The following is a 12,821-nucleotide window of genomic DNA, read 5'->3' on the forward strand; positions in this document are numbered from 1 at the left end:
CGTCAACCCGGCACCGCCACGGCGGGCAACACCGGGACCGTCCCACCGCAAGGTAGGACATCCGATCATGTGCTCACTTGCGCACCATGAGAGGAACGGCTGCTCGCGTACAAGGAGCGCGCGCGGCCGGCACGGGTTGGCCCGGCCGCTAAGCGCGCTGCTCGCTGAGGTGGCCGCGGCGGTGGACCGGTCGCGGCCGGTGCTCCTGGTGCCGGTGTCAGACACCGCGCCGGCGGCCCGGGCCCGGTACGGCGACCACCTCGACCGGTTGGCCGGCCACGCGGCGGCCCGGCTCCGCGGGGCCGGCTGGCCGGTGCGGGTGGTCCGGCCGCTGCGGGCCCTGCCCCGGCCGGACTCGGTCGCCCTGGACAGCGCGGGCCGGGCCGCGGCGGCGGACTCGGCGTTCCGGCTGCGCCGGCTCGGCGTTGCGCCGCGGGTCGGCGCGGACACCGCGGTGGTGGTGCTGGACGACATCGTCACCACCGGGGTGACCCTGGCCGCGGTGAGCCGAATTTTGCGCCCGGCGGGAATGACGCCAGACGTCGCGGCGGTGCTCGCCGCAACGCAAAAACGACGCCACAGGTGACGCTTCGTGTTTCCGTTTCACCCCTTGGTGTATGAGCTGTGAAAATTCCTGGGCGGTCTCGACAACAAGGGGTGACTGCCGCACGAACAGGAGTTAGCGTTCTGCTGTCGGGGGTAGGAGGTCTTCCCAACCGCCCCCGGCGGTGAGAGGAGGCGTAGCCGTACTGAACCGGTCGACGCCGAACGGGGATCTCCCAGGCGTGCCGACCGGGTACCGGACCGAACGACCGTCCGAACAAGGGAGGTCACGTGGACATCGTGGTCAAGGGCCGTAACGTCGAAGTGCCGGACCATTACCGGGTGCACGTAGCCGAGAAACTCGCGAAGATCGAACGCTACGACCACAAGCTCATTCGGGTCGACGTGGAGTTGTTCCACGAGCGCAATCCGCGCCAGGCCGATCATTGCCAGCGGGTGGAAATCACCTGCGTCTCACGGGGCCCGGTGATCCGGGCCGAGGCCTGCACGCATGATTTCTACAGCGCGCTGGACGCGGCCATCGCCAAGCTGGACACCCGGTTCCGCCGGGCGGCCGACCGGCGCCGGGTCCACCGGGGGCGGCACGCGCCGCTCTCCGTCGCCGCCGCCACCGCGGGTCTGCCGGTCGCCGACCTCGGCGAAGCCGTGCCCGCCGCGCTCGCCGACGGCGCCAAGACGGCCACCGCGGTCGCCGAACGACCCGAGGACAGCTACGAGGAGTACGACGACGATCAGCCGTGGCACATCGCGCGGGAGAAGGTGCACCCCGCCGAGCCGATGACCGTCGACGACGCCCTGTTCCAGATGGAACTGGTCGGCCACGACTTCTACCTGTTCCAGGACAAGGAGTCCGGGCGGCCGAGTGTCGTCTATCGTCGGCACGCCTACGACTACGGGATCATCTCCCTCGACGCCTGACCCCTGACCACCCCGCAGACACCGGCGGCGGAGCCGTGGTGGGCGACCACCACGGCTCCGCGTCGTCTCCCGCCTCAGCGCGCCGCCGGCAGGTCGGCCGCGAGCAGGCCGTACACGACGGAATCGACCCGGGTGCCGTCCGGGCCGGGCAACCGGCCACGGGCCAGCCCTTCCCGGCGGAAGCCGACCTTCTCGAGCACCCGCTGCGACGCGACGTTCTCCGGCCGGGTGCCGGCCCAGAGCCGGGCCAGCCCGACGCCGAGAGCCCAGCCGGCGAGCAGCCCCACCGTCCGGGTGGCCAGCCCCCGCCCGCGGGCCTCCGGCAGCAGGCTGTAGCCGAGCATGGCCTGGCCGGTCGACGGTTCGTCGTACACCAGCGCGCAGCCGCCGGCCACCGCCCCGGTCGCCGCGTCCAGCACGGCGAAGTCGGCCGAGCCGCCGGCCAGCCAGTGGCTCTCCGCCCGCCGGCAGCGCCGCTCGATCGCCGCAGTGGTGGCCGCCACCGGCGGTACCCGGTTCGCCACCACCTCGGGCCGGGTGTGCAGCCGGTACATCGCGTCCACGTCGTCCGGGCCCAGCCGGCGCAGGGTCACCACGCCGTCGGTGAGCCGGCCGTCGGGCAGGTCGGGCAGGAGCCGGGCGGCCGGCCCGGGCGGGTCGTCGGCGAGGCGTACCCAGGCGATCAGGTCGTGCCAGCCACCCCCGCGGACCGGGCTGGCGGACCGGCGTACCCCCTCGTGCCGGAAGCCGGCGGCGAGGGCGACCCGCTGGCTGGCCGCGTTCTCCGGGTGGGTGAGCAGCTCCAGCCGGGCCGTCCCGGTGGCGAAGGCGTGCCCGGCCAGGGCGCGGGTGGCGGCGCTCGCCACGCCGCGGCTCCGCGCCCACGGCGCCACCCAGTAGCCGATCTCCGCCTGCGCGCGGTAGGGCACCACGTGGCTCAGGCCGATGCCGCCGAGCAGCCGGTCGGTGGCCGGATCCGCGATCACGTACGCGCAGCCGCCGCCGGCCCAGGCCGCGGGCGCGCCTTCGGTGATCCACCAGCGGGCGGTCTCCTCGGTGTACGGGTCGGGCATGCCGGGGATGAACCGCTGGGTCAGCGGGTCGGCGCAGCCGGCCGCGGTGTCCGCCACGTCGTCGTCGCGGAACAGCCGCAGCCGGACCCCGTCGGACTCGATCACCTGCGGGGTCACGTCAGCCCTCCCGTGAGGTCCTCGGCGAGCAGGGCGGCGACCCAGGCGTCGCCCCGGCCGTCCCGGGCGGGCAGCACGCCACGGGCGGTGCCCTCGAAGGCGAAGCCGGCCTTCTCGGCGACCCGGCGGGAGGCGGTGTTGCCGGCCAGCGCCCGCCACTCGATCCGCGCCAAGCGCAGTGTGGTGAAACCCCACGCGGTCAGGGCGCCCACCGCGGCGGGCATGTAGCCCCGGCCCCGGGCGCTCGGGGCGGTCATGAAGCCGACGTCGCCGTTGAGCGGGTCGGCGGGTGAAATCCGCAGGTCCACCGATCCGACGTATCGGTCGTCGCTGTCGGCGATGGCGTAGTAGGCGCCGGTGCCCCGGGCCCAGGCGGCCGCGGCGAAGTCCCGCATGAAGCCCTCGGCGTGCGCGCGCTGGTACGGGTGGGGGACCGTGGTCCAGCGGATGGTGTCCTCGTCGCGGCAGGTGGTGACGACGGCGTCGAGGTCCCGTTCCTCCATTGGGCGCAGCCGCAGCTCGGTGGCCCCGGCGGTGGCGAACAGGACGGGCTGCGGCCGGCCGAAGACGGCGGCCCGGCGGGCCTGGAGGGTGTCCGGGCCGGCCGGCGTGGGCTCGCCCGGCGCGGCCAGGTCGGCCGGGAGGAGGGAGCCGATCCAGCCCTCCGGGCGACCGCCGGCCGCCGGGTGGGCCAGTCGCAGCTCGCCCTCGATCCGGAAGCCGGCCCGGAGCGCCACCAGCCGGGAGGCGTGGTTGCCGACCTCGGCCTGCCAGATGACCCGGCGCAGCTTCAGCGCGTCGAACGCCCAGCGGGCCACCGCCCGGGTGGCCCGCACCGCGACGCCCCGGCCGCGGGCCCAGGGCGCGGTCCAGTAGCCCACCTCGGCGGAGTCGAGGCCCCGGTCGATGGAGACGAGGCCGGCGGAGGCGAGCAGTTCGCCGGTCGCCGCGTCGCAGACCGCGAACGGCGCCCCGGTGCCGTCCGCCCAGGCCTTGCCGCTGATCTCGGTGACGAACCCGAGGGCGTGTTCGGGCAGGTACGGGCGGGGTACGGTGGTCCAGCGCTGGATGTCCGGATCCTGGCAGGCGCGGTGCACCGCGTCGGCGTCCTCCGCCCGCCAGGGTCGTAGCAGCAGGCCGTCCTCGGTGATCTCCACAGGCTCCACCCGAGCCATCGTGCCGGATCGTTCGCGCTGGGCGTAACCCGATAAACCGCCGGTCAGGGCGTGGGCCGCACGTTATGTCGGTTTCGCTGCCCCGGACCGCCGCCACCAGTGACCATCGCCGCGGCGGAGCGCCTACGATGGTTCGAGACTGTCTAGGGGAGCGTTGATCCGTGTCGATTCTGGAAAAGGTCCTTAGCGCGGGCGAGGGCCGCATGGTGCGCCGGCTCAAGGCCATCGCCGCCGCCGTCAACTCGATCGAGGACGACTACGTCAACCTCACGGACGACGAGCTGCGCGGCCTGACCGAGCAGTACCGTGAACGGCTCGCCGACGGTGAGACCCTCGACGACCTGCTGCCCGAGGCCTTCGCCACGGTCCGCGAGGCGGCCGCCCGGGTGCTCGGCCAGCGGCCGTACGACGTCCAGGTGATGGGCGGCGCGGCGCTGCACTTCGGCAACATCGCCGAGATGAAGACCGGTGAGGGCAAGACCCTGACCTCGGTCATGGCGGTCTACCTCAACGCGCTCTCCGGCAAGGGCGTGCACGTGGTCACGGTCAACGACTACCTGGCCCAGCGGGACGCCGCCTGGATGGGCCGGGTGCACGAGTTCCTCGGCCTGACCGTCGGCGTGGTGCTGCCGAACCGGCCGGCCAGCGAGCACCGCGCCGCGTACGAGTGCGACATCACCTACGGCACCAACAACGAGTTCGGCTTCGACTACCTGCGCGACAACATGGCCTGGTCGAAGGACGAGCTGGTGCAGCGCGGCCACAACTTCGCCGTGGTCGACGAGGTCGACTCGATCCTCATCGACGAGGCCCGCACCCCGCTGATCATCTCCGGCCCGGCCGAGCACTCGGCCCGCTGGTACCAGGAGTTCGCCGGCGTGGTGGCCCGGCTCCAGCCCGGCACCGACGGCGAGGGCGACTACGAGGTCGACTACGCCAAGCGGACCATCGCGATCAGCGAGCGCGGCGTGGCCAAGGTCGAGGACCGGCTCGGCATCGACAACCTCTACGAGTCGGTGAACACGCCCCTGGTCGGCTACCTGAACAACGCGATCAAGGCCAAGGAGCTCTACAAGCGCGACAAGGACTACATCGTCAGCGACGGCGAGGTCCTGATCGTCGACGAGTTCACCGGCCGCATCCTGCACGGCCGCCGCTACAACGAGGGCATGCACCAGGCGATCGAGGCCAAGGAGGGGGTGGAGATCAAGCAGGAGAACCAGACCCTGGCCACCATCACCCTCCAGAACTACTTCCGCCTCTACGAGAAGCTCTCCGGCATGACCGGCACGGCCCAGACCGAGGCGAGCGAGTTCAACAAGGTCTACAAGGTCGGCGTGGTGACCATCCCGACGCACCGGCCGATGGTCCGGCTCGACCGGGCCGACGTGATCTACAAGACCGAGAAGGCCAAGTTCAACGCGGTCATCGAAGACATCGCCGAGCGGCACCAGGCCGGTCAGCCGGTGCTCGTCGGCACCGTCTCGGTGGAGAACTCCGAGATCCTCTCCACGCTGCTGCGCCGCCGGGGCATCCCGCACTCCGTGCTGAACGCGAAGTTCCACGCCAAGGAGGCGGAGATCGTCGCCCAGGCCGGGCGCAAGGGCGCGGTCACCGTCGCCACGAACATGGCCGGTCGCGGTACGGACATCCTGCTCGGCGGCAACCCCGAGTTCCTCGCCGCCAACGAGCTGCGCCAGCGCGGCCTCGACCCGGTCGAGCAGCCGGAGGAGTACGCCAAGGCGATGGAGGAGGTCCTGCCCCAGTGGAAGCAGGCCTGCGACGTCGAGGCGGAGGAGGTCGCCGCGGCCGGTGGCCTCTACGTGCTGGGCACCGAGCGGCACGAGTCCCGGCGCATCGACAACCAGCTGCGTGGTCGGGCCGGTCGCCAGGGTGACCCGGGCGAGTCCCGCTTCTACCTCTCGCTGCAGGACGAGCTGATGAAGCGCTTCCGGGCCGGCGCGGTCGAGGCGGTGATGGAGCGCTTCAACATCCCGGAGGACGTACCCATCGAGTCGAAGATGGTCACCCGCCAGATCAAGAGCGCGCAGGCCCAGATCGAGGGTCAGAACGCCGAGATCCGGAAGAACGTCCTGAAGTACGACGAGGTGCTCAACAAGCAGCGTCAGGTGATCTACGCCGAGCGCCTCCGGGTGCTCAACGGCGAGGACCTCTCCGAGCAGGTCCGCAACATGATCGACGACGTGATCAGCGCTTATGTCGTGGGCGCCACCAGCGACGGCTACGCCGAGGACTGGGACCTGGACCAGCTCTGGTCCAGCCTCAAGCAGCTCTACCCGGTGGATGTCACCGTCGAGGAGCTGGAGGAGGAGGTCGGCTCCCGCGCCGGCCTCGACCAGGACTTCCTGCTCGCCCGGCTCAAGGAGGACGCGCACGCCGCGTACGACCGGCGCGAGGAGACGCTCGGCGAGGAGGCGGTACGCCAGCTCGAGCGGATGGTGCTGCTGCAGGTCATCGACCGCAAGTGGCGCGAGCACCTCTACGAGATGGACTACCTGCAGGAGGGCATCAGCCTGCGGGCGTACGCCCAGCGCGACCCGGTCATCGAGTACCAGCGCGAGGGCTTCGACATGTTCGCCACCATGATGGACGGCATCAAGGAGGAGACGGTCGGCTTCCTCTACAACCTGGAGGTCCAGGTCGAGGAGCCCGAGCCGGAGGCCGAGGAGGTGCAGCTGCTGGAGAAGCCGGTCGAGATCCGCGCCAAGGGCCTCAACCGCGCCCCGCAGCAGCAGGGCCTGCAATACTCCGCGCCCACCATCGACGGTGAGGCGGGCGCCGGTGCGGTGGCCGTCGAGCCGGCTGAGCAGCAGGCGCCGGCCCTCGGCCTGGGCAGCCCGGAGAAGACGGCCCGGCCGGCCGCCCCGGCCAACCCGTCCTCGCCACGTCGCCCGGCGGCGGCCGGCATGAGCGGCCACGCCGTCGCGGCGAGCACCGCGCGTCGGGCGGCCCCGGGTCAGGTGGACGGCGCCGAGGCGGGCCCGTCCCGCAACGCGCCCTGCCCGTGCGGCTCCGGCCGCAAGTACAAGCGCTGCCACGGCGCGCCGAACAACGGCGCCTGAGCAACCCGCAGCAACGACGGGCCCCGGTCGGAAACGGCCGGGGCCCGTCCGCGTCCGCGCCCGTCCGGCATCCTTCGCCACGCGCGGATTGAACGGAAACTGCTGGCGTGTCATTAGTGATTCTCGGTTCTTCTCAGTGATCATCAGTGGGTGACGTTGTCGGGTGGGCGTGTCGGAATGGTGTGCACTACCAGACCGGTCGTCGTGGGCTCGGACTCGGCGGATGCCGGTGCCGGTGCGTCGAATGGCGACCGGCCGAGGTTGGCGAGGCTGCTGTTGCGGGATCCGGGGGTGACGACGGCCGTGGTCGAGCATCGCGGTCGGCTGGCCCGCTTCGGGGTGCAGGGCTCGTCGTGCGCGCTGGCCGCGACCGGCCGCCGCATCGTCGTCCTCGACGAAGCTGAGGTCGCGGATGAACTGGTGGAAGACGTCGTGGACGCTGTGACCTCTTGCTGTGTCCGCATGTATGGGTGTGGTTCGGCGGCCCGGTAAGGCGGGAGCTGCGATGGAGGCAATTGTGGCGGCCGGATGAGCCGGGTCAGACAAGGTTTCCGGGTCGAGTTGGATCCGACCGTGCAGCAATGTGCCCGGCTGGCTCAGCACGCGGGGTTGTCGCGGGTGGTGGAGAACTTCTGCCTCGCTCTGGTCAAGGCAGCCCTGGATCAGCGCAACGCCGAGCGCACCTACGGCATCGGCGAAGAACGGTTGACGCCGGTGCCGTGGTCGGCGCCGGCGTTGGAGAAGGCGTGGCGGGCGGCCCATCCCACCGCATACCCCTGGTTCACTCAGGCAGGGTTGTCGTCGCGGGTGCCGAAGGAGGCGTGTCGGGTACGGGCGGCCGGGTTGAGGAACTGGGCCGATTCGCGTAAGGGTGCACGCCGGGGCGGCAGGGTCGGGTTTCCGACCTGGCGGAAGCGCAGGCATGGGTTTCGGTTCCGCTATGACGCCGACCGAGCCCACCCCACCGGCCCGAGTATGGTCGCGTTGCCCGGGGTCGGCCCTGTGCGCACCCGGGAGGACATGTCGTGGTTGACCGGACGCATCGGTGACGGCCGGGCCCGGATCATCGGCGCGACGGTGCGCCAGCGGGCGGGACGCTGGTGGGTGTCTTTCCAGCTCGAGATCGATCGCACGGACGTCGACACCCGTCGTGCGGTTGCGGCCGACGCGCCGACCTGTGGCATCGATCTGGGACTCGCCACGTTCGCGGTCATCGCCGACGACACGGGCCAAGTGGAGGAGATCCACGCGCCTCGGGCGTTGAAGGCGGCGCAGCGGAAGCTGCGCCGGGCGAATCAGGCGCTGGCCCGCTGCCAGCGGGGGTCGGCGAACCGGGCCAAGGCCGTCCGGAAGATCGCTTCCGTGCACCTGAAGGTCGCCCACCAGCGGGCCGATTTTCTGCACCAATTGACGACGAGGCTCGCGACATCCAAACGCGCCATCGCCGTCGAGTCCCTCAACGTGGCGGGCATGCTCCGCAACCGCCGCCTGGCCCGCGCCGTCTCCGATGCAGGGTTCGCCGAGTTCGTACGGCAGTTGCAGTACAAGACCACCTGGTACGGGTCGACGGTATGGGCCGCCGACCGCTGGTACCCGTCCACGAAGACCTGCTCCGTCTGTAGGGCGGTCAACGCCGGACTGACCCTGTCCGACCGGTCCTGGACGTGCCGCTGCGGCGCCACCCACAACCGAGACCACAATGCCGCCCGAAATCTCCTCACCGCCATGCACGCCGCCACCTGACACGCAACTGTCGCCGGGCAGTTCCCCGGAGACACGAAACGCCTGTGGAGGACCAGTAAGACCTCGGCTCACCGAGGCATGGACCAACGAAGCAGGAAGAGAATCACTCAGATTCTCTGAACGGTTGACGTCGTTTGCCTCAGTTTCACCATCAGTGGCGTCGCTGAACCAGCGGTGTTCCGGTCGCGTCCGGCCACGACCGACGGGACACACCGGCGGGAAACTTCTCCCGGGCGGGTGCGAGGTGTATGACGGTCACGGCGTAAGGCATCATCGGCGCCCGCGGCCGGCGTCCGCCGGTTGGGGCCTGAGCAGGGGAGACACCGTGACCGACGAGCTTGTCCGGGTGTACGTGCCGGCGACCGTCCCGATGCTGTCGCGGCTGCGCGAGCAGGGACTCGCCGACGGCGAGGCGCACGCGGTCACCCCCCAGCTGCGCGAGTGGTACGCCGAGGGTGACGAGGAGGAGTTGGAGTACGTCGCCTTCACCCGGGCCGCCCAGGACGCGCTGCTCCTGCTCCGGGCCGACCCGGCCGCGCCCCGCCGTCGGGTGGTGGTCTCGGTGGATCTGCCGGCGTCGGCGGTCGGCCGGATGGACGGGGATCTCGGGTCCAGCCTCGTCCGGCTGACCGGGCCGGTGCCGGTGACGTCGGTCGCCGCGATTCACGTTGACGGCGCGGAGGCGGTGGAGGACGTGGCCGCCGCAGCTGAGGTGATCGCCGAGGCGCAGGCCGGCGACCCGGACGCCCAGTTCACGGTCGACGGTGCGGAGGACCACGAGCTGGAGTGGTACGACGTGACCGAGCTGGACCTGTTGCTCCGCTCGGTCTCCTGACCGCGGCCTGCGGCGCGCCGGCCGCCGGACCTCAGCGGGCCGGCTCGTCCTCGGCCGGTTCCGCCTCGTCGGCGCCGGGTGCCGGGCCGAGGGTGCGGCCGAAGGCGATGAGCGTGGTCAGCGCCCCGACGAAGAGTACCCAGATGCCGTTGTCCACCCGCGAGGTGCCGAGCGCGGTCTGCGCGACCGCGTCCGCGTCGCTGAGCGCGGCGGCCAGGTCGAGCAGCGTCCGGCCGCCGACCCGGATGATCACCTCGGTGAGCAGCAGGAGCAGGCCCGGTCCCGCCCCGGCGAGCAGGTAGGCCGGCCAGCGCGGCTGCGGCGCAGCCGGGTCCCGGCGGGCCCGGCGGCGCGACCAGGTCAGGTAGCCGAAGGCGACCAGCCCGGCGAGCAGCCCGGCCAGCAGGGACTCCGTCCGGGAGACCCACTTCGCGGCACTGAGCACCGACTCCTGGGTGTCGCCCGCGCCGAACAGGTCGGAGAGCGGGTCCCGGGCGCGGCTGAAGGCCACCACGAAGATCAGCGCGGCCAGCGCGGCGGTCGCGGTCGCGCCGACCACCCGGGCGTTGCGGGCACCGGCCACCGCGCCGCCGATGATGGCCGCCGCCGCGGTGGTGCCGGCGATCGTGTTGGTGGTTGCGTTGTCGGCGTAGGTCAGGTTGATCGCCACCGCGGCGGCCAGCCCGACCAGCAGGCCGGCGCCGACGGTGGCGAGGAAGCGCAGCGTGGCGCGTTCGGTCCGCCGGGTGAGCGGGTTGGTCACCGCCAGGGCGACCGCGGCGCCGGCGACCAGCGCCGCCGAGATGACACCGGGCAGCGCGTACGCGGAGAGGCTGATCGCGGTGACCCCGGCCGCGGTCGAGTGGATCGCGGCCCGGGTCGACCAGAGCATCGCCGCCAGCCAGCCGACGGCCACCAGCGCGAGCACCACGGCACCGGGCGCGAAGGTGCCCCGTCCGGTGCCCGCCGGCACCGGCCCGGTCGCGTCGACCGGGGCGGTCTCCTCGGCCGGGGCGGCCGTGGGCTGGTCCGGTTCCGCGGCCGTGGAGCTGCCGGGGTGGTTGCTCATCGTCTCCCCTTCGACGGACGCCGGATCGGCCGCGACGGCCGGGCAGGTCACCGGCCATCCAGGGTACGCGTCGCCGGGCGCCCCCCTCCGTCCACGGCCCGGGCCTGCCCGGTGGTCGCCGCCGACGTGGACGGGCCGGGCGGCAGCGGCGCGCCGAAGGATCGCAGGAGCATTGGACTGCTCGCCGACGGTTCGCCCCCTCTGTGGCTGTCCCTGCCTACGGTCCGGTGTGCGGTGGTCCGTCCCGATCATCGGCGGGAGGAACGACGGGCGGGGCCGGCAGAAGCCGGGGTGGGGTGGCCCGAGGGGGGTCGCATGGAAGAATCGGCGCAGGTCCCGCCGCCGCGACCGGTCCACCGCGCGGTGCCCGGCGACCGGCCGTCCGGTCGGTGCCCGCGGGTCCGGTTTCGCCACCGCCGTCGAGATCGCACAGGAGCCTGTGATGGACGCCGTGTTCTCCGTACCCGAGCCGCGCAACGAGCCGGTACGCACCTACGAGCCGGGCAGCGCCGACCGGGAGCGGCTTCAGCGGCGGCTCACCGAGCTGGCCGCCGAGCGGATCGACCTGCCGATGACCATCGCCGGTGAGCAGCGGATGGCCGGCGGCGAGTCGATCAACGTGGTCCAGCCGCACAAGCACGCGCACGTGCTCGGCGTCACCGGCCACGCCACCCACGACGACGCCCGCGCCGCCGTCAAGGCCGCGAAGGACGCCGCCCCGATGTGGCGCGCGCTGCCGTTCGAGGAGCGGGCCGCGATCTTCCTGCGCGCCGCCGAGCTGCTCGCCGGGCCCTGGCGGGACACCCTGAACGCGGCCACCATGCTCGGCCAGTCCAAGACCGCCGTCCAGGCGGAGATCGACGCGGCCTGCGAGTTCATCGACTTCCTCCGGTTCAACGTGCATTTCGCCCGGCAGCTGCTGGAGGCCCAGCCGAAGTCGTCGCCGGGGGTGTGGAACCGGTTCGACCACCGCCCGCTCGAGGGCTTCGTCTACGCGGTCACCCCGTTCAACTTCACCGCGATCGCCGGCAACCTGCCCTCGGCACCGGCCCTGCTCGGCAACACCGTGGTCTGGAAGCCGGGCCCGACCCAGCAGTTCGCGGCGCACTTCACCATGCGGCTCTTCGAGGCGGCCGGCCTGCCGCCCGGCGTGATCAACATGGTCACCGGGCGCGGCGAGGAGGTCTCCGACGTCGTGCTGGCCGACCCGGATCTGGCCGGCATCCACTTCACCGGCTCCACCAAGGTCTTCCAGCACCTGTGGCGGACCGTCGGCGAGAACATCGCCGGCTACCGGGGCTACCCGCGGCTGGTCGGCGAGACCGGCGGCAAGGACTTCGTGGTCGCGCACACCAGCGCCGACGTGGACGCCCTGCACACCGCGCTGATCCGGGGCGCCTACGAGTACCAGGGCCAGAAGTGCTCGGCCGCCTCTCGGGCGTACGTCCCGCGCTCGCTCTGGGAGGGCGGGCTGCGCGACAGGCTGGCCGCCACCACCGACTCGCTGACCTACGGCGACGTCACCGACTTCAGCAACTTCGGCGGGGCGGTCATCGACGACAAGGCGTTCTTCCGGCACACCGCCGCGCTCGAGCTGATCAACAACGACGACACCTGCCGCGTCCTGGCCGGCGGCACGGCGGACGAGTCGGTCGGGTACTTCGTCCGGCCGACCCTGTTCGAGTGCAGCGATGCCGCGCACGAGACCTTCACCACCGAGTACTTCGGGCCGATCCTCGGCGTGCACGTCTTCGACGACGCCCGCTTCGACGACGTGGTCGCCCAGGCCGAATCGATCGCGCCGTACGCGCTGACCGGGTCGATCTTCGCGACCGACCGCCGGGTGGTCGACGCGGTGGCCGAGAAGATGCGCTACGCGGCCGGCAACTTCTACATCAACGACAAGCCGACCGGCGCGGTGGTCGGGCAGCAGCCCTTCGGCGGCGCCCGGGCCAGCGGCACCAACGACAAGGCCGGTTCCTGGCACAACCTGGTGCGCTGGATGTCGCCGCGAACGATCAAGGAGACCTTCGTCCCGCCGACCGACCACACGTACCCGCACATGGGCTGAACCGGCGACGGCCGCCGGTGGCGCACGGAGCGTCACCGGCGGTCGGGCCGGCCCCTCCGGCGGGACGGAGCTGACCGGCCGGTGGAGAGGATCGATGTCCTTGGCGGACTGTCGTCCGCCGACAGTGCACATTGGAAGTCCCATCGGGTGGCGAAAACGGCAAATCCTGGACG

General features: G+C 72.0%; 9 protein-coding genes and 1 pseudogene. 7 read left to right on the plus strand and 3 right to left on the minus strand.

Annotation, left to right across the window (positions count from 1 at the left end; all coding sequences use genetic code 11):
- Positions 1-124: 124 nt before the first annotated feature.
- A pseudogene (locus ACFOYX_RS21710) lies at positions 125-586 on the plus strand (ComF family protein); the annotation flags it as partial.
- Positions 587-834: 248 nt separating this feature from the next.
- Positions 835-1,482, plus strand: coding sequence for a ribosome hibernation-promoting factor, HPF/YfiA family (hpf, locus tag ACFOYX_RS21715; protein ID WP_322440978.1), 648 nt, complete (start codon positions 835-837; stop codon positions 1,480-1,482).
- A 74-nt stretch (positions 1,483-1,556) separates the two neighbouring features.
- Here the strand turns inward: hpf and ACFOYX_RS21720 are convergent, their stop codons facing one another.
- Positions 1,557-2,672, minus strand: coding sequence for a GNAT family N-acetyltransferase (locus tag ACFOYX_RS21720; RefSeq protein ID WP_322440979.1), 1,116 nt, complete (start codon positions 2,670-2,672; stop codon positions 1,557-1,559).
- Positions 2,669-3,847, minus strand: a complete 1,179-nt coding sequence (locus ACFOYX_RS21725) for a GNAT family N-acetyltransferase (protein WP_322440980.1) — start codon at positions 3,845-3,847, stop codon at positions 2,669-2,671. Before ACFOYX_RS21725 ends, ACFOYX_RS21720 begins: the two co-directional genes overlap by 4 nt.
- 161 nt (positions 3,848-4,008) lie before the next feature.
- Here ACFOYX_RS21725 and secA point away from each other — a divergent pair, with 161 nt between their 5' ends.
- From secA to ACFOYX_RS21745, 4 genes are all read left to right on the plus strand, one after another.
- Positions 4,009-6,930 carry a preprotein translocase subunit SecA gene (gene secA / locus ACFOYX_RS21730; protein ID WP_322440981.1) on the plus strand — a complete coding sequence of 974 codons (2,922 nt, stop codon included), beginning with the start codon at positions 4,009-4,011 and terminating at the stop codon, positions 6,928-6,930.
- A gap of 291 nt (positions 6,931-7,221) precedes the next feature.
- Entirely contained in the window at positions 7,222-7,422 is a 201-nt protein-coding gene (locus ACFOYX_RS21735) for a hypothetical protein (protein ID WP_146231100.1), read from the plus strand.
- Between the two features lie 36 nt (positions 7,423-7,458).
- On the plus strand, positions 7,459-8,673 hold the full coding sequence (locus ACFOYX_RS21740; RefSeq protein WP_322440982.1) for an RNA-guided endonuclease TnpB family protein: 1,215 nt from the start codon (positions 7,459-7,461) through the stop codon (positions 8,671-8,673).
- A 325-nt stretch (positions 8,674-8,998) separates the two neighbouring features.
- On the plus strand, positions 8,999-9,508 hold the full coding sequence (locus ACFOYX_RS21745; RefSeq protein WP_322440983.1) for a DUF6912 family protein: 510 nt from the start codon (positions 8,999-9,001) through the stop codon (positions 9,506-9,508).
- Between the two features lie 31 nt (positions 9,509-9,539).
- Here the strand turns inward: ACFOYX_RS21745 and ACFOYX_RS21750 are convergent, their stop codons facing one another.
- Entirely contained in the window at positions 9,540-10,577 is a 1,038-nt protein-coding gene (locus tag ACFOYX_RS21750) for a hypothetical protein (protein ID WP_322440984.1), read from the minus strand.
- 442 nt (positions 10,578-11,019) lie between these two features.
- Here ACFOYX_RS21750 and pruA point away from each other — a divergent pair, with 442 nt between their 5' ends.
- Positions 11,020-12,648, plus strand: a complete 1,629-nt coding sequence (gene pruA / locus ACFOYX_RS21755; protein WP_322440985.1) for an L-glutamate gamma-semialdehyde dehydrogenase — start codon at positions 11,020-11,022, stop codon at positions 12,646-12,648.
- The last annotated feature ends 173 nt before the right edge of the window (positions 12,649-12,821 follow it).

Origin of the sequence: Micromonospora sp. GCM10011541, from assembly GCF_042650725.1 — a bacterium.
Taxonomy (GTDB): domain Bacteria; phylum Actinomycetota; class Actinomycetes; order Mycobacteriales; family Micromonosporaceae; genus Micromonospora; species Micromonospora sicca.